Annotated in this window: 29 protein-coding genes and 1 pseudogene; all 30 read left to right on the top strand. The window is 67.1% G+C overall.

Translation table 11 applies throughout. The annotated features are described in order from the left end of the window. The first annotated feature begins 50 nt into the window (after positions 1-50). Entirely contained in the window at positions 51-4,220 is a 4,170-nt protein-coding gene (gene rpoC, locus CKO28_RS02335; RefSeq protein WP_200338921.1) for a DNA-directed RNA polymerase subunit beta', read from the top strand. A gap of 463 nt (positions 4,221-4,683) precedes the next feature. Continuing rightward, positions 4,684-5,055, top strand: coding sequence for a 30S ribosomal protein S12 (gene rpsL / locus CKO28_RS02330; protein WP_200338920.1), 372 nt, complete (start codon positions 4,684-4,686; stop codon positions 5,053-5,055). A gap of 12 nt (positions 5,056-5,067) precedes the next feature. Next, the gene (gene rpsG / locus CKO28_RS02325; RefSeq protein WP_200338919.1) at positions 5,068-5,538 is read left to right on the top strand and encodes a 30S ribosomal protein S7; all 471 of its coding nucleotides are present in this window, start codon (positions 5,068-5,070) and stop codon (positions 5,536-5,538) included. Between the two features lie 39 nt (positions 5,539-5,577). Further along, the gene (gene fusA / locus CKO28_RS02320; RefSeq protein ID WP_200338918.1) at positions 5,578-7,656 is read left to right on the top strand and encodes an elongation factor G; all 2,079 of its coding nucleotides are present in this window, start codon (positions 5,578-5,580) and stop codon (positions 7,654-7,656) included. 124 nt (positions 7,657-7,780) lie between these two features. Continuing rightward, entirely contained in the window at positions 7,781-8,971 is a 1,191-nt protein-coding gene (gene tuf, locus CKO28_RS02315) for an elongation factor Tu (RefSeq protein WP_200338917.1), read from the top strand. Positions 8,972-9,060: 89 nt separating this feature from the next. After that, positions 9,061-9,375, top strand: a complete 315-nt coding sequence (gene rpsJ, locus CKO28_RS02310; protein ID WP_200338916.1) for a 30S ribosomal protein S10 — start codon at positions 9,061-9,063, stop codon at positions 9,373-9,375. A gap of 6 nt (positions 9,376-9,381) precedes the next feature. Further along, positions 9,382-10,068, top strand: a pseudogene (gene rplC / locus CKO28_RS02305) (50S ribosomal protein L3); the annotation flags it as partial. A gap of 173 nt (positions 10,069-10,241) precedes the next feature. Then, on the top strand, positions 10,242-10,862 hold the full coding sequence (rplD, locus tag CKO28_RS02300) for a 50S ribosomal protein L4 (RefSeq protein WP_200338914.1): 621 nt from the start codon (positions 10,242-10,244) through the stop codon (positions 10,860-10,862). Continuing rightward, positions 10,859-11,197: a 50S ribosomal protein L23 gene (locus tag CKO28_RS02295; protein ID WP_200338913.1), complete on the top strand. Its 339-nt coding sequence runs from the start codon at positions 10,859-10,861 to the stop codon at positions 11,195-11,197. The genes rplD and CKO28_RS02295 overlap by 4 nt, the downstream gene beginning before the upstream one ends. Before the next feature lie 3 nt (positions 11,198-11,200). Next, positions 11,201-12,037, top strand: coding sequence for a 50S ribosomal protein L2 (gene rplB / locus CKO28_RS02290; RefSeq protein ID WP_200338912.1), 837 nt, complete (start codon positions 11,201-11,203; stop codon positions 12,035-12,037). Between the two features lie 13 nt (positions 12,038-12,050). Further along, positions 12,051-12,329, top strand: a complete 279-nt coding sequence (gene rpsS / locus CKO28_RS02285; RefSeq protein ID WP_200338911.1) for a 30S ribosomal protein S19 — start codon at positions 12,051-12,053, stop codon at positions 12,327-12,329. A gap of 5 nt (positions 12,330-12,334) precedes the next feature. Then, positions 12,335-12,715: a 50S ribosomal protein L22 gene (gene rplV, locus CKO28_RS02280; protein ID WP_200338910.1), complete on the top strand. Its 381-nt coding sequence runs from the start codon at positions 12,335-12,337 to the stop codon at positions 12,713-12,715. A gap of 1 nt (position 12,716) precedes the next feature. Further along, on the top strand, positions 12,717-13,397 hold the full coding sequence (gene rpsC / locus CKO28_RS02275) for a 30S ribosomal protein S3 (protein WP_200338909.1): 681 nt from the start codon (positions 12,717-12,719) through the stop codon (positions 13,395-13,397). A 123-nt stretch (positions 13,398-13,520) separates the two neighbouring features. Next, the gene (gene rplP / locus CKO28_RS02270) at positions 13,521-13,940 is read left to right on the top strand and encodes a 50S ribosomal protein L16 (RefSeq protein WP_200338908.1); all 420 of its coding nucleotides are present in this window, start codon (positions 13,521-13,523) and stop codon (positions 13,938-13,940) included. 6 nt (positions 13,941-13,946) lie between these two features. Further along, positions 13,947-14,156 (top strand): 50S ribosomal protein L29, encoded by a 210-nt coding sequence (gene rpmC / locus CKO28_RS02265; protein ID WP_200338907.1) that lies wholly within the window; start codon positions 13,947-13,949, stop codon positions 14,154-14,156. Between the two features lie 3 nt (positions 14,157-14,159). Further along, entirely contained in the window at positions 14,160-14,405 is a 246-nt protein-coding gene (rpsQ, locus tag CKO28_RS02260) for a 30S ribosomal protein S17 (RefSeq protein WP_200338906.1), read from the top strand. 38 nt (positions 14,406-14,443) lie between these two features. Next, a complete protein-coding gene (rplN, locus tag CKO28_RS02255; RefSeq protein WP_027289393.1) occupies positions 14,444-14,812 on the top strand; it encodes a 50S ribosomal protein L14 in 369 nt (122 codons plus the stop codon). Continuing rightward, on the top strand, positions 14,812-15,129 hold the full coding sequence (gene rplX, locus CKO28_RS02250) for a 50S ribosomal protein L24 (RefSeq protein WP_200338905.1): 318 nt from the start codon (positions 14,812-14,814) through the stop codon (positions 15,127-15,129). Before rplN ends, rplX begins: the two co-directional genes overlap by 1 nt. 28 nt (positions 15,130-15,157) lie before the next feature. Next, positions 15,158-15,700 carry a 50S ribosomal protein L5 gene (gene rplE / locus CKO28_RS02245; protein ID WP_200338904.1) on the top strand — a complete coding sequence of 181 codons (543 nt, stop codon included), beginning with the start codon at positions 15,158-15,160 and terminating at the stop codon, positions 15,698-15,700. Positions 15,701-15,724: 24 nt separating this feature from the next. Then, positions 15,725-16,030: a 30S ribosomal protein S14 gene (gene rpsN / locus CKO28_RS02240; RefSeq protein ID WP_200338903.1), complete on the top strand. Its 306-nt coding sequence runs from the start codon at positions 15,725-15,727 to the stop codon at positions 16,028-16,030. Between the two features lie 17 nt (positions 16,031-16,047). Continuing rightward, the gene (rpsH, locus tag CKO28_RS02235; protein WP_200338902.1) at positions 16,048-16,446 is read left to right on the top strand and encodes a 30S ribosomal protein S8; all 399 of its coding nucleotides are present in this window, start codon (positions 16,048-16,050) and stop codon (positions 16,444-16,446) included. Between the two features lie 16 nt (positions 16,447-16,462). Beyond that, complete coding sequence (gene rplF, locus CKO28_RS02230) at positions 16,463-16,999, top strand: 50S ribosomal protein L6 (protein WP_200338901.1); 537 nt, start codon at positions 16,463-16,465, stop codon at positions 16,997-16,999. Positions 17,000-17,001: 2 nt separating this feature from the next. Continuing rightward, entirely contained in the window at positions 17,002-17,364 is a 363-nt protein-coding gene (gene rplR / locus CKO28_RS02225) for a 50S ribosomal protein L18 (protein ID WP_200338900.1), read from the top strand. Between the two features lie 14 nt (positions 17,365-17,378). Then, positions 17,379-17,930 carry a 30S ribosomal protein S5 gene (gene rpsE, locus CKO28_RS02220; RefSeq protein WP_027289386.1) on the top strand — a complete coding sequence of 184 codons (552 nt, stop codon included), beginning with the start codon at positions 17,379-17,381 and terminating at the stop codon, positions 17,928-17,930. A 6-nt stretch (positions 17,931-17,936) separates the two neighbouring features. Further along, positions 17,937-18,134, top strand: a complete 198-nt coding sequence (gene rpmD / locus CKO28_RS02215; RefSeq protein ID WP_200338899.1) for a 50S ribosomal protein L30 — start codon at positions 17,937-17,939, stop codon at positions 18,132-18,134. A gap of 296 nt (positions 18,135-18,430) precedes the next feature. Beyond that, complete coding sequence (gene rplO, locus CKO28_RS02210) at positions 18,431-18,949, top strand: 50S ribosomal protein L15 (RefSeq protein WP_200338898.1); 519 nt, start codon at positions 18,431-18,433, stop codon at positions 18,947-18,949. 163 nt (positions 18,950-19,112) lie between these two features. Further along, a complete protein-coding gene (gene secY / locus CKO28_RS02205) occupies positions 19,113-20,459 on the top strand; it encodes a preprotein translocase subunit SecY (protein ID WP_200338897.1) in 1,347 nt (448 codons plus the stop codon). Beyond that, complete coding sequence (locus CKO28_RS02200) at positions 20,456-21,109, top strand: adenylate kinase (RefSeq protein WP_200338896.1); 654 nt, start codon at positions 20,456-20,458, stop codon at positions 21,107-21,109. The genes secY and CKO28_RS02200 overlap by 4 nt, the downstream gene beginning before the upstream one ends. Before the next feature lie 359 nt (positions 21,110-21,468). Beyond that, a complete protein-coding gene (gene rpsM, locus CKO28_RS02195) occupies positions 21,469-21,843 on the top strand; it encodes a 30S ribosomal protein S13 (protein ID WP_200338895.1) in 375 nt (124 codons plus the stop codon). A gap of 84 nt (positions 21,844-21,927) precedes the next feature. Further along, positions 21,928-22,320 (top strand): 30S ribosomal protein S11, encoded by a 393-nt coding sequence (gene rpsK / locus CKO28_RS02190; protein ID WP_027289379.1) that lies wholly within the window; start codon positions 21,928-21,930, stop codon positions 22,318-22,320. Positions 22,321-22,351 lie beyond the last annotated feature (31 nt).

The raw sequence follows: 22,351 nt of genomic DNA, 5'->3' as shown, positions 1-22,351 counted from the left end.
ACCCGGACGGTCTGGCGCGAGACGCGCTGAACGGTGGGAGTAGCCCAGTTATGAACGAGTTGATGAACATCTTCGGCCAGGTCAGTGGCCCGCAGAGCTTCGACGAGCTGAAGATCTCGATCGCGAGCCCCGAGCGGATCCGCTCCTGGTCCTACGGCGAGATCAAGAAGCCGGAAACCATCAACTACCGCACCTTCAAGCCGGAGCGCGACGGCCTGTTCTGTGCCCGCATCTTCGGCCCGGTGAAGGACTACGAGTGCTTGTGCGGCAAGTACAAGCGCATGAAGTACCGGGGCATCATCTGCGAGAAGTGCGGCACCGAGGTCACGCTGGCCAAGGTCCGCCGCGAGCGCATGGGCCACATCGAGCTGGCCAGCCCGGTCGCGCACATCTGGTTCCTGAAGTCGCTGCCGAGCCGTGTCGGCCTGCTTCTGGACATGACGCTGAAGGACCTGGAGAAGGTCCTGTACTTCGAGAGCTACGTCGTCGTCGAGCCCGGCCTGACCACGCTCAAGTGGGGCCAGCTGCTGACCGAAGACGAGTACATGAACGCCCAGGACGACTACGGCGACGACGCCTTCACCGCGATGATCGGTGCCGAGGCGATCAAGGCCATGCTGCAGTCGCTCGACCTGGAGGAGATGCGCACCGAGCTGCGCACCGACCTGCGCGAGACGACCTCCGAGGCCAAGCGCAAGAAGCTGGTGAAGCGCCTGAAGATCGTCGAGGCGTTCGCCGATTCCGGCACCAAGCCGGAGTGGATGATCCTGGACGTGGTCCCGGTGATCCCGCCCGAGCTGCGCCCGCTGGTGCCGCTCGACGGCGGCCGGTTCGCGACCTCCGACCTGAACGACCTGTACCGCCGGGTGATCAACCGCAACAACCGCCTGAAGCGGCTGATCGAGCTGCGCGCGCCCGACATCATCGTGCGCAACGAAAAGCGGATGCTGCAGGAGGCGGTCGACGCGCTGTTCGACAACGGCCGCCGCGGCCGGGTGATCACCGGCGCCAACAAGCGACCGCTGAAGTCCCTGTCCGACATGCTCAAGGGCAAGCAGGGCCGGTTCCGCCAGAACCTGCTGGGCAAGCGCGTGGACTACTCCGGCCGGTCGGTGATCGTGGTCGGTCCCGAGCTCAAGCTGCACCAGTGCGGCCTGCCCAAGAAGATGGCGCTCGAGCTGTTCAAGCCGTTCATCTACCACAAGCTCGAACTCTACGGGTACGCCTCCACCATCAAGGCCGGCAAGCGCATGGTGGAGAAGGAGCGCCCGGAGGTCTGGGACATCCTGGAAGAGGTGATCCGCGAGCACCCGGTGATGCTGAACCGGGCGCCGACGCTGCACCGCCTGGGCATCCAGGCGTTCGAGCCGGTGCTGATCGAGGGCAAGGCGATCCAGCTGCACCCGCTGGTCTGCACCGCGTTCAACGCCGACTTCGACGGCGACCAGATGGCCGTGCATGTGCCGCTCGCGCTGGAGGCCCAGCTCGAGGCGCGGGTCTTGATGATGTCGACCAACAACATCCTCTCGCCGGCCAACGGCAAGCCGATCATCCAGCCCTCGCAGGACATCGTGCTGGGTCTCTACTACCTGACCCAGGAGAACGAGGGCGCCCCCGGCGAGGGTATGGCGTTCCGCGACATGGGCGAGATCGACTACGCCCTGCAGCAGGGCTCGGTCACGCTGCAATCGAAGGTGAAGGCGCGGTTCGATACGGTCGACGAGAACAACAACGAGGTCACCCAGACGATCGAGACCACCCCGGGCCGGATGCTGCTGGCCGAGGTGCTGCCGCGCCATCCCAACGTGCCGTTCAGCCTGATCAACCGGCTGCTCACCAAGAAGGAGATCACCGAGGTCATCGACATCGTCTACCGCCACTGCGGTCAGAAGGACACGGTGATCTTCGCCGACAAGGTGATGGCGCTCGGCTTCTCCTGGTCGACCAAGGCCGGGATCTCGTTCGGCAAGGACGACATGATCATCCCGGACGCCAAGCACCAGCTGGTCGCCAGCGCCGAGTCCGAGGTCAAGGAGTTCGAGCAGCAGTATCAGGACGGCCTGATCACCCGCGGCGAGAAGTACAACAAGGTGGTCGACGTCTGGTCGCGCTGCACCGACGATGTCGCCGACGCGATGATGGCGGAGATCTCGAAGAAGACCGGCGGCTCGATCAACTCGGTCTACATGATGGCGCACTCCGGTGCCCGCGGCTCGCCCGCGCAGATCCGTCAGCTGGCCGGCATGCGCGGCCTGATGGCGAAGCCGTCCGGCGAGATCATCGAGACGCCGATCATCTCGAACTTCAAGGAGGGCCTGACCGTGCTCGAGTACTTCAACTCGACGCACGGCGCGCGTAAGGGCCTGGCCGACACCGCGCTCAAGACGGCGAACTCGGGCTACCTGACCCGCCGTCTGGTCGACGTCAGCCAGGACGCCGTGATCTCCGAGGAGGACTGCGGCACCCGCAACGGCCTGACCGTCAAGCCGGTGGTCGAGGGCGGCGAGGTGATCGCGCCCTTGAGCGATCGCGTGCTCGGCCGCACCGCGCTGGAGGACGTCTACGATCCGGTCTCCGGCGAATTGATCATTCGGCAGGACCAGATCATCACCGAGGAGCTGATCGACGTCATCGAGACCGCCGGTCTGGATCACGTCAAGATCCGCTCGGTGCTGACCTGCGAGTCCCGCAAGGGCATCTGCGCGCAGTGCTACGGCCGCGATCTGGCCCGCGGCACCAACGTCAACATCGGCGAGGCCGTGGGCGTGATCGCCGCGCAGTCGATCGGCGAGCCGGGCACCCAGCTGACCATGCGGACCTTCCACATCGGCGGCGCCGCCCAGGGCGGTGGCGAGCAGTCGAGCGTGGAAGCCTCGGGCGAGGGCGTCATTCAGATCCGCAACAAGAACGTCGTCGAGAACTCCGAGGGTCAGCTGGTGGTCATGGGCCGTAACAGCGAGCTGGTGGTCTCCGACAAGGACGGCCGCGAGCGGGCCAGCTACAAGGTGCCCTACGGCGCCAAGGTGCTGGTCCAGGAGGGCTCAGAGGTCGAGAAGGGCACCCGTCTGGCCGAGTGGGACCCCTACACCCAGCCGATCATCACCGAGCGTGAAGGCACGGCCCAGTACGAGGACCTGGTCGAGGGCACCTCGATGCGCGAGGTGACCGACGAGACGACCGGCATCACCAACCGCGTCGTGGTCGACTGGAAGCAGCAGCCCAAGGGCTCCGAGCTGCGGCCGCGGATCGTGTTGCGGGATGCCAACGGCGACGTGGTCAGCCTCGCCAACGGCGCGGAGGCCCGCTACTACCTGAGCGTCGACGCCATCCTGTCGGTCGAGAACGGCGATCAGGTGAAGGCCGGCGACGTGCTGGCCCGCATCCCGCGCGAGTCGTCCAAGACCCGCGACATCACCGGCGGTCTGCCGCGCGTCGCCGAGCTGTTCGAGGCGCGCAAGCCGAAGGACTACGCGATCCTGTCCGAGATTCCCGGGCGCGTGGAGTTCGGCAAGGATTACAAGACCAAGCGCCGGGTGATCGTGGTGCCGGACGACGAAAGCCAGACCTCGCGCGAGTACATGGTGCCGAAGAACAAGCAGATCACCGTGCGCGAGGGCGACTGGGTCGACACCGGCGACATGATCGTCGACGGCAACCCGGTGCCGCACGACATTCTGGACATCCTGGGCGTCGAGGCGCTCGCCGAGTACCTCGTCGAGGAGATCCAGAGCGTCTACCGGCTGCAGGGCGTGAAGATCAACGACAAGCACATCGAGGTGGTGATCCGCCAGATGCTGCAGAAGGTCGAGATCCTGTCGCCCGGCGACACCACCTACCTGGTGGGCGAGCACGTCGACCGGCTGGAGTACGAGGAGGTCAACCGCAAGATGGCCGAGCAGTCGATGGCCCCGGCGCACGCCCGGCCGGTGCTGCAGGGCATCACCAAGGCCTCGCTGCAGACCCGCTCGTTCATCTCCGCGGCGTCGTTCCAGGAGACCACCCGGGTGCTCACCGAGGCGGCCGTGTACGGCAAGTCCGACTACCTGGAAGGCCTCAAGGAGAACGTCATCGTGGGCCGCCTGATCCCGGCGGGCACGGGGGCGACCATGAACGAGTACCGCAAGCTGGCCTCGCAGCGCGACCGGAAGCTCCTGCAGGAGCGCGAACAGCGCGAGGAGCTCGCCGGCGGGGGCGACGCCGAACAGTCGGCGGCGCAGTAACTCCGGGAAATCGACCCCGGAACGCAGACGCGATGTGACGACTCGGTTGCGGCCGGGGCGTCACATCGTTAGGTTCGCGCGGGACGCGGCCGGGCGGCGCCGTTTCAGGACGGCAGCGCCCGGTCCGGGTCCCGCGCAACGCGTATTCGACGGTGGGGTGAGCAGGTCTCCGCCAGGGCCGGTCCAAGCCGGGCCGGAAGCGGCGGAAAAGAGCGGTTTTTGACCGCTTGACGCACACTGGCGCCCTCACTAGGATGCGCCAGCCTTTACGGGGGCTGGTGGTAGGTCGCGTTCGGCGCTTCGCCGTTCTTCGGCCTAGACGCAGTCCCGCGCGACCAGACTGGAACATAGCCAACGCAACGCTAACCGGCGGATGTCCGCGTGTCCGCACGACGGGGCGGCCTTACCCAAGGCCTGGCTCCCGACGGCGTTTTGCTTGGTAACGACAAGGGTTGAATGACGAATGCCGACGATTAACCAGTTAGTCCGGCGGGGCCGTAAGGACCGCACGGTACCGAACAAGGTGCCGGCGCTCGAAGCCTGCCCGCAGCGCCGCGGGGTCTGCACGCGCGTCTATACCACCACGCCGAAAAAGCCGAACTCGGCGCTTCGTAAGGTCGCCCGCGTGCGCCTGACGAACAGCTACGAGGTCACCAGCTACATCCCGGGCGAGGGACACAACCTGCAGGAACACTCGGTCGTGCTGATCCATGGCGGCCGCGTGAAGGACCTGCCGGGCGTGCGCTACCACGTCATCCGCGGCGCGCTGGACGCCCAGGGCGTCAAGAACCGCAAGCAGCGCCGCTCGAAGTACGGCGTCAAGCGTCCGAAGTAAGGAGCCGACCGCATGTCTCGCCGGCACAGCGCGGAAAAGCGGGAAATCCTGCCGGATCCGCTGTTCAACGACGTGATCGTCACGAAGTTCGTGAACAACTTGATGTACGACGGCAAGAAGGCCACGGCCGAGAAGCTGATGTACCAGGCCTTCGAGCGCATCAAGTCGCGGACCGGCGGCGATCCGCTGCAGACCTTCCACGACGCCCTGGAGCACGCGACGCCGGACATCGAGGTCCGGTCCCGGCGCGTCGGCGGCGCGACCTATCAGGTTCCCGTGGAAGTCAAGCACAACCGGGGTCTGGCGCTCGCCATCCGCTGGCTGATCCGCGCCGCCCGCTCGCGCTCGGAGCACACCATGACCGAGCGTCTCGCCAACGAGTTCATGGACGCGTCGAACAACCGCGGCGCGGCCGTCAAGAAGCGCGAGGACACGCACAAGATGGCCGAGGCCAACCGTGCGTTCTCGCACTACCGCTGGTAACCGGCCACCCGCGCCGCCCGCACGCGAAAGAGAGCAGCCATGACGTCCCGTCAGACCCCGCTCGAGCGGTATCGTAACATCGGCATCATGGCCCACATCGATGCCGGTAAGACGACCACGACCGAGCGCGTCCTGTACTACACCGGCCGGTCCCACAAGATCGGCGAGGTGCACGAGGGCGCCGCGCAGATGGACTGGATGGAGCAGGAGCAGGAGCGCGGCATCACGATCACGTCCGCCGCGACGACCTGCTTCTGGAACGACCATCGCATCAACATCATCGACACGCCGGGTCACGTCGACTTCACCATCGAGGTCGAGCGTGCGCTGCGCGTGCTGGACGGCGCGGTGGCGGTGTTCGACTCGGTGGGCGGCGTCGAGCCGCAGTCCGAGACGGTCTGGCGCCAAGCCGACCGCTACAAGGTGCCGCGGATCTGCTTCGTCAATAAGATGGACCGGATGGGCGCCAACTTCGATCGCTGCGTCCAGATGATGCGCGATCGCCTGGGCGCCACGCCGGCGGTCATGCAGCTGCCCTACGGCACCGAGAACGAGCACAAGGGCGTGATCGACGTCATCGCGCAGCGCGCGGTGGTCTGGCAGGAAGAAACGCTGGGCGCGAAGTGGGACTACGAGGAGATCCCGGACGACCTGAAGGAGGCGGCCGAGAACGCCCTTCAGGAGCTGATCGAGCATGCGGTGGAGCAGGACGAGGAGGCCATGGAGGCCTACCTCGAGGGCAACGAGCCGGACAACGACACGCTGCGCAAGCTGATCCGCAAGGGCACCTGCAATCTGGCGTTCGTGCCGGTCTTCTGCGGCTCGGCTTTCAAGAACAAGGGCGTGCAGCCGCTGCTCGACGGCGTGGTCGACTATCTGCCCTCGCCGATGGATGTCGAGGCGATCCGCGGCGTCAAGCCGGGCACCGAGGAAGAGGACTTCCGCAAGGCCGGCGACGACGAGCCGATGAGCGCGCTCGCCTTCAAGATCATGACCGACCCATTCGTCGGCACCCTGACCTTCGTGCGCGTCTATTCGGGCAAGGTCACCAAGGGCGCGCAGATCATGAACTCGGTTAAGGACAAGCGCGAGCGGGTTGGCCGGATGCTGCTGATGCACGCCAACCACCGCGAGGAGATCGAGGAAGCGCTCGCCGGCGACATCGTCGCGATCGCCGGGCTGAAGGACGTCACCACCGGTGAGACGCTGTGCGATCCCAAGCAGCCGATCGTGCTGGAGCGCATGGAGTTCCCGGATCCGGTGATCGAGGTCGCGGTCGAGCCGAAGTCGAAGGCGGACCAGGAGAAGATGGGTCAGGCGCTGGGCCGGCTGGCGCAGGAAGACCCGTCGTTCCAGGTGCAGACCGACGTCGAGAGCGGCCAGACCGTGATCAAGGGCATGGGCGAACTGCACCTCGACATCCTGGTCGACCGGCTGCGCCGCGAGTTCAAGGTCGACGCCAACGTCGGCGCGCCGCAGGTGGCCTACCGCGAGACGATCTCGCAGCGCGCCGAGATCGACCACACCCACAAGAAGCAGACCGGTGGTGCCGGGCAGTTCGCCCGGGTCAAGATCGTGTTCGAGCCGCTGGAGGCCGGCGAGGGCTTCCAGTTCGAGAACGCGACCGTCGGCGGCTCTGTGCCGAAGGACTACGTCCCGGGCGTCGAGCGCGGCCTGCAGAACGCTCGCGAGGGCGGCGTGATCGCCGGCTTCCCGGTGATCGACTTCAAGGCCACGCTGGTCGACGGCGCCAGCCACGACGTCGACTCCAGCATCATGGCCTTCGAGGTCGCGACGCGGCAGGCGTTCCGCGACGGCATCAAGAAGGCGAAGCCGGTTCTGCTGGAGCCGGTCATGAAGGTCGAGGTGGTGACCCCGGACGAATACATGGGCGACATCATCGGCGACCTGAACTCCCGGCGGGGCAGCGTCGGCGCGATGGATCACCGCGGCAACGCCCGCGTGATCAACGCCGAGGTGCCGCTGGCCAACATGTTTGGCTACGTCAAGACGCTGCGCTCGATGAGCCAGGGCCGGGCCCAGTTCACGATGCACTTCAGTCACTACGACCGCGTCCCGCAGGCGGTCGCCGACGAGGTGGTGTCGAAGATGGCCTAACGCCGCTGGCGCGTCCTCGCGACGCGCGGCGCGGCAGCCTGACGCAGCAAACGCATCCGAACAGCAACGCCCGGCGCCAGACGCGGGGCGGCAGACAGATACCGGGTAACGGAGACAGACAGCGATGGCGAAGCAAAAGTTCGAGCGCGACAAGCCGCACTGCAACATCGGGACGATCGGTCACGTCGACCACGGCAAGACGACGCTGACGGCGGCGATCACGAAGGTGCTGGCGGAGCAGGGCGGTTCGCAGTACATGGCGTACGACGCGATCGACAAGGCGCCGGAGGAGAAGCAGCGCGGGATCACGATTTCGACGGCGCACGTGGAGTATCAGACGCCGCACCGTCACTACGCGCACGTCGACTGCCCGGGTCACGCGGACTACGTGAAGAACATGATCACGGGCGCGGCGCAGATGGACGGCGCGGTGCTGGTGGTTTCGGCGGCGGACGGACCGATGCCGCAGACGCGCGAGCACATTCTGCTGGCGCGCCAGGTCGGGGTTCCGGCGATCGTGGTGTACCTGAACAAGTGCGATCAGGTGGACGACGAGGAGCTGTTGGAGCTGGTCGAGCTGGAGGTCCGGGAGCTGTTGAACAACTACGACTTCCCGGGCGACGACGTGCCGGTGGTCAAGGGCTCGGCGCTGGTGGCGATCGAGAACGGCGACCAGAAGATGGGGGCGGACAGCATCCTGGAGCTGGTCGACGCGATCGACAACTACATCCCGCAGCCGGAGCGCGCGGCGGACCGGCCGTTCCTGATGCCGATCGAGGACGTGTTCTCGATCTCGGGGCGCGGCACGGTGGTGACGGGCCGCGTCGAGCAGGGCGTGGTCAAGACCGGCGAGGAGGTCGAGATCGTCGGCATCCGGAAGACGCGCAAGACGGTGGTGACCGGTGTCGAGATGTTCCGCAAGCTCTTGGACCAGGGCCAGGCGGGCGACAACATCGGCGCGCTGTTGCGCGGGGTTGCGCGCGACGACGTGGAGCGCGGTCAGGTGCTGGCGAAGCCGGGGACGATCACGCCGCACACGAAGTTCACGGCGGAGGCGTACATCCTGAACAAGGACGAGGGCGGCCGGCACACGCCGTTCTTCACGAACTACCGGCCGCAGTTCTACTTCCGGACGACGGACGTGACCGGTGTCGTGACCCTGCCGGAGGGCACGGAGATGGTGATGCCGGGCGACAACGTGACGATGGACGTGGAGCTGATCCACCCGATCGCCATGGACGAGGGCCTGCGCTTCGCCATCCGCGAGGGCGGCCGCACCGTCGGCGCCGGCGTCGTGTCGAAGATCATCGAATAACACGATAGACGCGGATCGGCCGCGCCCGCCCGTCCCGACGACACGGGATCCGGCGGGCGGGCGCAGCCGGCCCAGATAAGGTGGCGACGATGGAAAGCCAGAATATCCGTATCCGCTTGAAGGCCTTCGAGCACCGGGTCCTCGACCAGTCGACCTCGGAGATCGTCAACACGGCCAAGCGGACCGGCGCGCGGGTACGGGGCCCGATCCCGCTGCCGACGCACGTCGACAAGTACACGGTGCTGCGCGGCCCGCACATCGACAAGAAGAGCCGCGAGCAGTTCGAGGTGCGGACGCACAAGCGTCTCTTGGACATCGTCGACCCGACGCCGCAGACAGTGGACGCGCTGATGAAGCTGGACCTGGCCGCGGGCGTCGACGTCGAGATCAAGCTGAAGGGGTAAGCCGCGATGCGTACCGGCGTACTCGCCAAGAAAGTCGGCATGACCCGCGTGTTCACCGAAGCCGGCCGGCACGTGCCGGTCACGGTGCTGCAGGTGGACAGCTGCCAGGTCACCGCGGTCCGGACCCAGGACAAGGACGGCTACACGGCCGTTCAGCTGGGGGCGGGCAAGGCCAAGGCCAAGAACGTAAGCAAGGCGCAGCGCGGCCACTTCGGCAAGGCCAAGGTGCCGCCGAAACAGAAGCTCGGCGAGTTCCGGGTCAGCGAAGACGCGCTGCTCAAGCCCGGCCAGGAGCTGTCCGCGGCGCACTTCGTGCCCGGGCAATACGTCGACGCCTCCGGCATCACGATCGGCCGCGGTTTCGCCGGCGTCATGAAGCGCCACAACTTCTCCGGTCTGCGCGCCACCCACGGCGTGTCGGCGGTGCACCGCTCGCAGGGCTCGACGGGTCAGATGCAGGACCCGGGTAAGGTCTTCAAGGGCAAGAAGATGCACGGCCACATGGGCCAGAAGAAGGTCACATCCCAGAGCCTGCAGGTCGTCTCCGTGGACGGGGAGCGCAACCTGATCATGGTGCGCGGCAACGTCCCCGGCTCCGACGGGTCGTGGGTGCGCGTGGCCGACGCGGTCAAGCGGGCGCTGCCCGAGAACGCGCCCTTTCCGGCCGGGCTGCGCGGCACCGACGACGCGCAGGTGAGCGCCGAGCAGGATCCGCTGGCCGAGACCGCCGAGGAGCTCGAGGGCGATCAGGGCGCCACGGCCGCCGAGGACAGCGGCGCCGGCGAGCAGGGCGCTCAGTACGGCGGCCAAAGCTCCGGCGGCGAAGGCTCTGGGGCCGGCGGCGACGAGAAGAAGGACGAATAGTCATGAAGTGCCCGGTCACCACGCTGGATAACAAGACGGCCGGCGACATCGAGCTGAGCGACAGCGTGTTCGCCCAGCCGGTGCGCAAGGACATCCTGACGCGCGTGGTCAACTGGCAGCTGGCCAAGCGCCGCGCCGGCACCGCGTCGACCCAGAACCGCAGTGAGGTCACCACCTCGAAGACCAAGATCTACCGGCAGAAGGGCACCGGCCGCGCCCGCCACGGCTCGCGCAACGCCAACATCTTCCGCGGCGGCGGCGTCGCGCACGGCCCGCGTCCGCGCAGCTTCGCCCATGATCTGCCCAAGAAGGTGCGGCGCCTGGGCCTGAAGGTGGCGCTGTCGGCGAAGGCGGCCGAAGGCAAGCTGATCGTGCTCGATCAGGCCGCCGCGGAGAGCCCGCGCACCAAGGAGCTGCAGAAGCGGCTGGAAAGCATGGGCGTGTCGAACGCGCTCGTGATCGGCGGCGAACAGCTCGACCAGAACTTCTCGCTGGCCGCGCGCAACATCGTCGGGATCGACGTGCTGCCGCAGGTCGGTGCGAACGTCCACGACATCCTGCGGCACGATCAGCTCGTGCTGACCAAGGAAGCCGTCCAGGCGCTGGAGGCGCGACTGACATGAGCGGCGAAGCTCAAGCGATCAAAGGCAAGCACCGGCCGAAGCCGAGCCAGGAGCGGATGTACACCCTGGTCAAGCGCCCGGTGATCACCGAGAAGTCGACCCTGAACCAGGAGCACAACCAGGTCACCTTCGAGGTGCCGCTGGATGCCACCAAGCCGGAGATCAAGGCCGCGGTGGAGAACCTGTTTTCGGTCAAGGTCACCGACGTGAACACCCTGCGCCAGAAGGGCAAGGTCAAGCGCTTCCGCGGCATCCGCGGCCGCCGGTCGGATTTCAAGAAGGCCTACGTGTCCCTGGCCGAGGGGCACTCCATCGACGTGACGACGGGGATTTAAAAGATGGCGCTGAAGACGTACAATCCGCGCACCCCGACGCAGCGCCAGCTGGTCACGGTCGACCGCAAGGACCTGTATCGCGGCCAGCCCGTCAAGAAGCTGACGGAGGGCCTGTCCAAGTCCGGCGGCCGGAACAACCACGGCCGGATGACCGCGCGCCGTCGCGGCGGCGGGGCTAAGCGCACCTATCGGCTGGTCGACTTCAAGCGCCGCGACAAGTTTGGCGTGTCGGCGACGGTCGAGCGCATCGAGTACGATCCGAACCGCACGGCCTACATCGCGCTGCTCAGCTACGAGGACGGCGATCAGGCCTACATCCTGGCCCCGCAGCGCCTGAAGGCCGGGGACAAGGTGATCGCGGACGAGAAGACCGACGTGAAGCCCGGCAACGCGATGCCGCTGAAGTCGGTGCCGATCGGCTCGATCATCCACAACGTCGAGATGAAGGCGGGCAAGGGCGGCCAGATCGCCCGCGCCGCCGGGTCGTACGTCCAGCTGGTCGGCCGCGACCAGGGCTACGCGCTGCTGCGCATGGGGTCCGGCGAGGTCCGGATGGTGCGCGGCGAGTGCATGGCGACGATCGGCGCGGTCTCCAACCAGGACCACGCCAACATCAACAAGGGCAAGGCCGGGCGCAGCCGTTGGCTGGGCAAGCGGCCGAGCGTGCGTGGCGTCGCCATGAACCCGATCGACCACCCGCACGGCGGTGGCGAGGGCCGCACCAGCGGCGGCCGCCACCCGGTGAACCCGTGGGGCAAGCCCACGAAGGGTGCGAAGACCCGGAAGAACAAGAAGACCGACCGGCTGATCGTCCGCCGTCGGAATAAGCAGCGCAGCTAACGGAGGACCGATCTTGGCGCGCTCGGTTTGGAAAGGGCCTTTCGTCGACGGGTATCTGCTGGAGAAGGCAGAGAACGCCCGCGAAAAGGGCCGTAAAGAGATCATCAAGACGTGGTCGCGGCGTTCGACCATCATGCCGCAGTTCGTCGGCCTGACCTTCGGTGTCTACAACGGCAAGAAGTTCCTGCCGGTGCTGGTCACCGAACACATGGTCGGCCACAAGCTGGGCGAGTTCGCCCCGACCCGTACGTTCACCGGCCACGCCGCCGACAAGAAGGCGAAGAGGAGATAAGCGCGATGGGCAAGGCAAAAAGCGCCCGCCCCGTCGCCGAGAACGAGGCGTACGCGATGGCGCGCTCGATCCGGACCAGTCCGCGCAAGCTCAACGAGGTGTGCGGCCTGATCCGGGGGCGCGGTGCCGAGACCGCGCTGGCGGAGCTCAGCTTCTGCAAGCGCAAGGTCGCGGACGACGTTCGCAAGGTCCTCCAGTCGGCGATCGCCAACGCGGAGAACAACCATCAGCTGGATGTCGACCGCCTGTACGTCTCCGAGGCGTCGGTCGGCAAGGCGCTGGTGATGAAACGCTTCCGGCCGCGGGCCCGGGGCAGCGTCGGCCGGATCGACAAGCCGTTCAGCCGGCTGACCGTGGTGGTCCGCGAGCGCGAGGAGAGCGCCTGAGATGGGTAACAAAGTCAATCCGACCGGCCTGCGGCTCGGCATCAACCGCACCTGGGACTCGCGTTGGTTCGCCGCGCGCCACCAGTACGGCGACCTGCTGCACGAGGACCTGAAGCTGCGGCGCTACCTGAAGCGCCGGCTGCACCAGGCGGGCGTCTCGCGGATCGTCATCGAGCGGCCGGCCAAGAAGGCGCGGATCACCATCCACACGGCCCGTCCGGGTGTGGTGATCGGCAAGAAGGGCGCCGACATCGAGAAACTGCGTCAGGCGCTGCAGCAGATGACCGACAGCGAGGTCCACCTGAACATCCTCGAGGTCCGCAAGCCGGAGATCGAGGCGAAGCTGGTGGCCGAGAACATCGCCAGCCAGTTGGAACGCCGGGTGGCCTTCCGCCGCGCCATGAAGCGGTCGGTGCAGTCTGCGATGCGCCTGGGGGCCCAGGGCATCCGCATCACGTGCTCCGGGCGTCTGGGCGGCAGCGAGATCGCCCGGACGGAGTGGTACCACGAGGGCCGCGTGCCGCTGCACACGCTGCGGGCCGACATCGACTACGGCGACGCCACGGCGAAGACGGCCTACGGCACGTGCGGCGTGAAGGTTTGGGTGTTCAAGGGCGAGATCCTGGCCCACGACCCGCACGCACAGGACAAGCGCCAGGAGACCACCGGGCGCAACCAGTAACCAGTGGGCCCACGAGGCCGCTCCCGGCCGAGACGGCCGGCGCTAGGTCTCCGAACCGGCAGCCGGCGCGCACGCGCCGGCGGCTTTGGGGAAACCACGCTAGACGTTTGAGGATCGGCCAAGATGCTACAGCCGAATCGAACCAAGTACCGCAAGGTTCAGAAGGGCAAGACCAAGCTCCGCGGCGTCGCCAAGGGCGGCACGCAGCTGAACTTCGGCCGGTACGGCCTCAAGGCGACCTCGAGCGCGCGGATCTCCGCGCGCCAGATCGAGGCCGCCCGCCGCTCGATCACCCGCCACATGCGCCGCGTCGGTAAGCTGTGGATCCGGATCTTCCCGGACGTCCCGATCACCGACAAGCCGGCCGAGGTCCGCATGGGCAAGGGCAAGGGCACCGTCGAGTGGTGGGCCGCCCGCGTCCGTCCGGGCCGGGTGATCTTCGAGCTCGACGGGGTGCCGCAGGAGGTCGCCGAGGAGGCGTTCCGCCTCGCTTCGGCCAAGCTTCCGGTCGAGACCAAATTCGTGACGCGCTTGGAGGGCTAAGACGCGATGAAGGCCGAAGAAGGGCGCGCGAAGACCGTCGACCAGCTGAAGGAGCAGCTGCTGCAGCTGCGCAAGGAGCAGTTCAACCTGCGCTTCCAGAAGGCGAGCGGTCAGCTCGAGAACACGGGCCGGGTCAAGGAGGTGCGCCGCGATATCGCGCGCATCAAGACCCTGCTCACCGAGAAGAACAAGAACATCCCGGGCAAGGAGACGTAAGCTATGCCGCGGCGAGTCCTGCAGGGGTACGTGGTCTCGGACAAGGGCGACAAGACCGTCCAGGTCAGCGTCGAGCGCCGGGTCAAGCACCCGCTATACAAGAAGTTCATCAAGCGGTCCAAGCGTTACGCCGCCCACGACGAGGCGAACGCCGTCAAGGTCGGCGACTTCGTCCGGATCCGGGAGTGCGCCCCGCATTCCAAGTCGAAGCGCTGGGAAGTGGTCGGCGACGAGCAGGCCGCCGGCTAGCCGCCCGTCGGCACGTACGAACAGAAGGGTAGAAACCGATGATCCAGATGCAAACCCAGCTGGACGTCGCCGACAATTCCGGCGCGCGGCGGGTCCAGTGCATCAAGGTGCTGGGCGGCTCGAAGCGTAAGTTCGCCAGCGTTGGCGACGTGATCGTGGTCTCGGTGAAGGAAGCCATCCCCCGCGGCCGCGTGAAGAAGGGCGACGTGCACAAGGCCGTCGTCGTGCGCACGGCCAAGGAAATCCACCGCCAGGATGGCACCGGCATCCGCTTCGACCGGAACGCCGCGGTGCTGCTGAACCGGCAGAACGAGCCGATCGGCACGCGCATCTTCGGCCCGGTGACCCGCGAGCTGCGTGCGCGCAAGTTCATGAAGATCATCTCGCTCGCGCCTGAGGTGCTGTAATGGCGAACAAGATCAAGAAGGGCGACACGGTCGTCGTCCTGACCGGCAAGGACAAGGGCAAGAGCGGCGAGGTTCTGCGCCTGGACCCGCGCGAGAACCGCGCGGTCGTGCAGGGCGTGAACGTGGTCAAGCGCCACCAGCGCCCGAGCATGCAGTCCCAGGGCGGCATCGAGGAGAAGGAGGCGCCGATCCACGTCTCCAATCTGGCGGTGTCGGACCCGAAGGACGGCAAGCCGACGCGCGTCGGCTTCCAAATGCTCGACGACGGCCGCAAGGTGCGCGTGGCGCGGCGCTCCGGCGAAACCATCGACCGCTAAGAACGCCCGAGCACTGGAGACACGAGCCATGGCGGCCCGACTCAAAGAACACTACGACACCGAGGTGCGCAAACAGCTGCTCGAGCAGTTTGCGTACCAGAACCCGATGCAGGTCCCGAAGCTGCAGAAGATCGTGATCAACATGGGCGTCGGCGAGGCGACCCAAGACACGAAGCGGGTCCAGAACGCGGTCAACGACCTGTCCAAGCTGGCCGGCCAGAAGGCGGTGGTCACGCGCGCCAAGAAGTCGATCGCCGGCTTCCGGGTACGCGAGAACATGCCGCTCGGCTGCAAGGTCACGCTGCGGCGGGACCGGATGTACGAGTTCCTGGACCGGCTGGTCACGATCGCGCTGCCGCGCGTGCGGGACTTCCGCGGCGTGCCGCCGAAGTCCTTCGACGGCCGCGGGAACTTCTCGATGGGCCTGAAGGAGCAGATCGTGTTCCCGGAAATCAACTACGACGACGTCGACGTGATCCGGGGCATGGACATCGTGATTTGCACGACGGCGCCGACCGACGAGGAGGCCCGCGCGCTCCTCAAGGGCTTCGACATGCCGTTCCAGTCCTGAGCGGCGGCAAGGAGAGCAGACGAGATGGCGAAGAAGAGCGACTTCGAGACCAACAAGCGCCGGCGGCAGATGGCGGACAAGTACGCTGCCAAGCGCGCCGAGCTGAAGAAGCGCGGGCGCGACATGTCGCTGTCGCCGGAGGAGCGGTTCCAGGCCCAGCTGGACCTGGCAAAGCTGCCCCGCAATTCCTCGCGCACGCGCGTCAACAACCGCTGCGAGATCACGGGCCGGGCCCGCGGGTATTACCGCAAGTTCCGGGTGTCGCGTATCGCGTTGCGTGAACTGGCCCTGTCCGGACAGATCCCGGGCATGGTCAAGTCGAGCTGGTAAGCAAGGGAGCGCCGGCAATGGCACTGAGCGATCCCCTCGGGGACCTGCTGACACGGATCCGCAACGGCCAGATGGCCAATAAGCGGACGATCTCGGCGCCCGGCTCGCGGCTGCACCAGAACGTTCTGGAAGTGCTGCAACGCGAGGGCTTCATCCGCGGCTACGAGGTGCGCGACGTGCGCCCCGGTGTGCGCGAAGTCGAGATCGAGCTGAAGTACAACGAAGGCGAGCCGGTGATCCAGGAGATCAGCCGGATCAGCCGTCCCGGGCGGCGCGTCTACTCCAAGATCAAGGAGCTGCCGCGCGTCTACAACGGTCTCGGCATCACCATCCTGTCGACGCCGCAGGGCGTGCTCTCGGACGCCGAGGCGCGCCAGGCGAACGTCGGCGGTGAAGTGCTCTGCCGCGTGTTCTAGAACGAGAGGCGTCGAAATGTCCCGCGTAGGCAAGAACCCGGTCGCGATCCCGGACGGCGTCGAGATCGACGTCCGCCAGACCGAGATCCGCGTGAAGGGTCAGAAGGGCGAGCTGGTCGCGCCGGTCAACGACCTGGTGCGCACGGAGCACAAGGACGGCAAGTTCAGCGTGCGGCCGGTCGACGAGAATAATCCGAAGGCCCGCGCCATGTGGGGCACGACGCGCGCGATCGTGGCCAACATGGTGATCGGGGTGACGAGCGGCTTCAGCCGCGAGTTGGAGATCAACGGCGTCGGCTTCCGCGCGCAGGTGCAGGGCAGCAACCTGTTCCTGCAGCTCGGCTTCAGCCACGACATCTATTATCCGATCCCCTCGGATCTGAAGGTGGAGTGCCCGAAGCCGACGTCGGTCAAGGTGTCCGGCGCGGACAAGCAGCGCGTCGGTCAGTTCGCCGCGGAGATCCGGGCGATGCGCCCGCCCGAGCCTTACAAGGGCAAGGGCATCCGGTACATCGACGAGACGATCCTGCGTAAGGAAGGCAAGAAGAAGTAACCATGCTCGACGCACGCAAACTGCGCCAGCGGCGGAAGTACCGCCAGCGCTTGGCGATCCGGCGCAAGGGCGGCAGCCGTCCGCGCCTGTCGGTGTTCCGTTCGAACAAGCACATCTACGCGCAGGTGATCGACGACACCGCCGGCAAGACCGTGGCGTTCGCTTCGTCGATGGACCCGGAACTGCGCGACAAGCTGGCCAGCCGCAACGACCGCAGCGCGGCGATCGAGGTCGGCAAGCTGGTCGCCCAGCGCGCCAGCAAGGCCGGCATCGACAAGGTCGTGTTCGACCGCAGCGGCTACGCCTATCACGGCCGCGTGCAGGCGCTCGCCGACGCCGCGCGTGACGGCGGCCTTTCGTTCTAGGGATTGGGAATTCGATGGCACGCGACAACAGGCAGCAAGATCGCCGAGGCGAAGACAGCGAGCTGATCGAAAAGCTCGTCCACATCAACCGCGTCGCCAAGGTGGTGGCCGGTGGCCGCCGGTTCGGCTTCGCCGCGCTGGTCGTCGTCGGCGACGGCAAGGGCCGGGTCGGCTACGGCAACGGCAAGGCGCGCGAGGTTCCCGAGGCGATCCGCAAGGGCACCGATCAGGCCAAGCGCAACATGGTCCGCGTGCCGCTGCGCGAGGGCCGCACGCTGCACCACGACGTCAAGGGCCACTTCGGCGCCGGCCGGGTGACGCTGCGTGCCGCACCGCCCGGCACCGGGATCATCGCGGGCGGGCCGATGCGCGCGATCTTCGAAGCGCTCGGCGTGCAGGACGTGGTCGCCAAGTCGAACGGGACCCAGAACCCGCACAACATGATCAAGGCGACCGTCGACGGTCTGACCAGCAGCTACAGCCCGCGCCAGGTCGCCCAGCGCCGGGGCAAGAAGGTGTCCGACATCGTCGGCCGGCGCGACGAAGCGCATACCAGCGGGGAGTAACCGTCCATGGCGACGAAGAAGAAGACCGTTCGGGTGACCCAGGTGCGCGGCGGCAACCACCGCAAGCGCGCCCAGCGGGAGACGTTGCTGGGGCTGGGGCTGACCCATCGCGGCCGCACCCGCGAGCTGGAAGACACCCCCGCGGTGCGCGGCATGATCGCCAAGGTCCAGCACCTGGTGAAGGTCGAGGAGGCCGGCAGCTAAGCTAGAGCAAAATCGATCAAGGTCGTATCGACCTTGATCGTGGATTTTGCTCTAACCGCTTGAAGAGTGAGCAAGATGCTAAAAGGTGGCTGCACCTGTCAGCATCTTGCGCGAGCCGGCCGCCGGCGTCGCGCGCTTCGCGCGGCGGCGCCGCACGCTCCGAAGACGACCGCCGCAGCGCCGGGACGCGCGAAAACGCCCCGGCGCAGAGTCAAGGCAACGGCGTGCCGCCGCTGATATTCCGACGCCCGCGCCAACCGGGCCCGCGGCACGCGCAACGCAAGGATGGCGAGGCGATGAAACTCAACGAACTCCGCGACAACCCGGGCGCGCGCCACGACGAAAAGCGCCTCGGCCGGGGGATCGGCTCCGGGCTGGGCAAGACCTCGGGCAAGGGCCACAAGGGTCAGAAGGCCCGCTCGGGCGTGGCGCTGCACGCCTTCGAAGGCGGCCAGATGCCGCTGCACCGCCGCCTGCCCAAGCGCGGCTTCAACAACATCTTCGCCAAGACCTACGCCGAGGTGAACCTGGACCGGCTGCAGCAGGCGGTCGACGCCGGCAAGCTGGACGGCTCCAAGCCGGTCGACGCCGAAGCGATCCGCGCGGCGGGCGTGGTCAAGCAGACCCACGACGGCGTGAAGCTGCTTGGCCGCGGCGAACTGAAGGCCAAGCTCGACCTGCGGGTCGCCGGCGCGTCGAAGACGGCGCAGGCGGCGGTCGAGAAGGCCGGCGGCTCGATCACGCTGGTCGATGCCGAGAAGGCCGCCCAGCGCGAGGCCAATAAGACCAAGCGCGGCAAGGCGCAGGCGAAGTAGCCGCGCGGCGCGCCGGTTAGGGCGCGCCCGCGCGCGGCCCACGCGGCAGGCCGCCGCGGCTGTAACCGGTCGCGGCGGCCTTTGCCGTCCGGGGGTGGCGTCTGCTAAGACCCGACGCCCACCGTGCCGCGCGCGACCCGAGGATCTTGAGGACACCGGACCCATGGCATCCGCCGCCGAGCAACTGGCTCAAAACATCAATTTCCGCAGCTTCGCCCAGGCCACCGAGCTGAAGAAGCGGATCTGGTTCACCCTGGCCGCGCTCGTGGTCTACCGCCTGGGCACCTACATCCCGGTGCCGGGAATTGATCCGGTCGCCCTCGACCGGATCTTCCAGCAGCAGTCGCAGGGCATGCTGGGCATGTTCGACATGTTCTCCGGCGGCTCGTTGGGGCGGATGACGATCTTCGCGCTGTCGATCATGCCCTACATCTCGGCGGCGATTATCATGCAGCTGCTCACGGCCGTCTCGCCGAGCCTGGAGCAGATGAAGAAAGAGGGCGAGACCGGCCGTAAGAAGATCAACCAGTACACCCGCTACGGCACGGTCGGCCTGGCCGCGGTGCAGGCCTACGGCATCGCCGTTGGGCTGGAGGGCATGAACGCCCCGGGCGGCGGCTCCGCGGTGATCGATCCCGGCCTGTTCTTCCGGTTCGTGACGGTGATCACGCTGACCGGCGGCACGATCTTCCTGATGTGGCTGGGCGAGCAGATCACCCAGCGCGGTGTCGGCAACGGCATCTCGCTGATCATCTTCTCCGGCATCGTCGCCAACCTGCCCAGCGCTTTCGCCAGCACGATGGAGCTCGGCCGCACCGGCGCGCTGTCGACCGGCGTGATCATCGGCATCCTGGTGATGGCGGTCGTGGTGATCGCCTTTATCGTCTTCATGGAGCGCGCGCAGCGCCGGCTGATCGTGCAGTACCCCAAGCGCCAGGTCGGCAATAAGATGTTCGGCGGCGAGAGTTCGCATCTGCCGATCAAGCTGAACAGCTCTGGCGTGATCCCGCTGATTTTCGCCTCCTCGCTGCTGTTGATGCCGCTCACGGTAGCCGGCTTCTCCGGGCAGGGCGGTCCGGAGTGGCTGACCACCGTGACCGCGCTGCTGGGCCGCGGCCAGCCGCTCTACCTGGCGCTCTACGTCTCCCTGATCGTGTTCTTCGCGTTCTTCTACACCTCGATCGTCTTCAACCCGGACGATACGGCGGAGAACCTGAAGAAGAACGGCGGCTTCATCCCCGGCATCCGCCCTGGGCGGAACACCTCGAACTACATCCACTACGTCCTGATGCGCCTGACCACGGTCGGCGCGATTTACCTGGCCCTGGTGGCGGTCCTGCCGGAGATCCTGGTCGCGCAGTACAACGTGCCCTTCTACTTCGGCGGCACCAGCCTGCTGATCGTGGTCTCGGTGACGATGGACACGGTGCAACAGGTTCAGTCCTACCTGCTGGCCCACCAGTACGAGGGGCTGATCCGCAAATCGAAGCTTAAGGGGAGGCGTTCATGAACATCATCCTTCTGGGGCCGCCGGGTGCCGGCAAGGGCACTCAGGCCAAGCGTCTGGAGCGCGACTACGGCATTCCGCAGCTGGCCACCGGCGACATGCTGCGCGCCGCCGTCGCCTCCGGCAGCGAGCTCGGCCAGCAGGCCAAGAAGGTGATGGACGCCGGCGAACTGATGCCGGACGAACTGATGGTCCAGATGATCGAAGACCGGATCAGCCACGACGACTGCAAGAACGGCTTCATCCTGGACGGCTTTCCGCGCACCACCGCGCAGGCGGAAGCGCTGGACGCGATGCTGCAGAAGCGCGGCACCGCACTCGACCATGTGATCGAGCTGAAGGTCGACGAGGAGGCGCTGGTCGACCGGATCACCGGGCGCTACTCCTGCGCCAACTGCGGGGCCGGCTACCACGATCGCTACCAGCCGCCGAAGCGCGACGGGGTCTGCGACGACTGCGGCGGCACCGAGTTCAAGCGGCGCCCGGACGACAACGAGGAGACGGTGCGCTCGCGCATGCAGGCGTACCGGGACCAGACCGCGCCGATCCTTCCCCATTACGAGCAGCAGGAGAAGCTGAAGCGGGTCGACGGCATGGCCGACATCGACGCGGTCACCACCCAGATCAAGCGGATCCTGGACGGCAAGGCCTGAGCACGGGACTGGGACCGCGACTCGGGACAGGGGCGGGAAATCGCCCGGGCATGCGGTCTTGGTTGACAAGCGGGGAAGCGGTTTATATACGGACCGTCCCGGCGCCGACGCGTATGCGGACGACGATGTTCGTCCCGTGCCCGCGCACCCGGACGGCCCGCGACAGCGCTTCCAGGCGAGCGAACCGCGGGCGCAGCGGGGTGGGGCCAGACGCCAACGCCGCGCACCCCGCGTGGAAACGATAGAGTACGACACGCGCGTCCCGGCCCGTGCCTCACACGGGTCGGCCCGGCCCTTCGGTCGGCGGCAATCGGGCCGGACGCGGGCAACGAGACGGCGGACTTCAAGGAGACGGCCACGTGGCACGCATTGCTGGCGTCAACATTCCGACGCAGAAGAAGGTCCACATCGCGCTGACCTACATCCACGGGATCGGGCACACGCAGGCCCACAAGATCTGTGAGACGGTCGGCATCCCGGACGAGCGGCGGGTCAACGACCTGACCGAGGACGAGTTGGTGCGCGTGCGCGAGACCATCGACAACAACTACACGGTCGAAGGTGACCTGCGCCGCACGACCGCGGTGAACATCAAGCGGCTGATGGACCTGGGCTGCTACCGTGGCCTGCGGCACCGCAAGGGCCTGCCGGTGCGCGGTCAGCGCACCCACACCAACGCGCGCACCCGCAAGGGCCCGGCGAAGGCGATCGCCGGCAAGAAGGGCCGCAAGTAAATGCGGGCGGCGTTGGCGGTCCGGTCAGGATCTCCGGCGTGCCGCGCCCAAGCGCGATAGACCAGTCAAGGACGGCGAAACGGCATGGCAAAGGCTACCCAGGGGCGCCTGCGTAAGCGCGAGAAAAAGAATATTACCTCGGGCATCGCGCACGTGACGGCGACCTTCAACAACACCACGATCACCATCTCGGACGTCCAGGGCAACGCGATCTCCTGGGCCAGCGCCGGCCAGATGGGCTTCAAGGGCTCGCGCAAGTCGACCCCCTATGCCGCCCAGCTCGCCGCCGACACGGCCGGGCGCAAGGCGCAGGAGCACGGGATGAAGACGCTCGACGTGAACGTGAAGGGCCCGGGCTCCGGTCGCGAATCGGCGCTGCGTGCGCTGCAGGCCTGCGGCTTCACGATCACCGCGATCCGCGACGTGACGCCGATCCCGCATAACGGCTGCCGGCCGCCCAAGCGCCGGCGCGTCTAAACGCGTTCGCCGGCGCCGCGGGACGGCGTCG

The organism is Rhodovibrio sodomensis (assembly GCF_016583645.1).
GTDB classification, from domain to species: Bacteria; Pseudomonadota; Alphaproteobacteria; order Kiloniellales; family Rhodovibrionaceae; genus Rhodovibrio; species Rhodovibrio sodomensis.
Note: the sequence above shows the minus strand (reverse complement) of the source record. Positions and strands in the feature narration are given on the sequence as shown.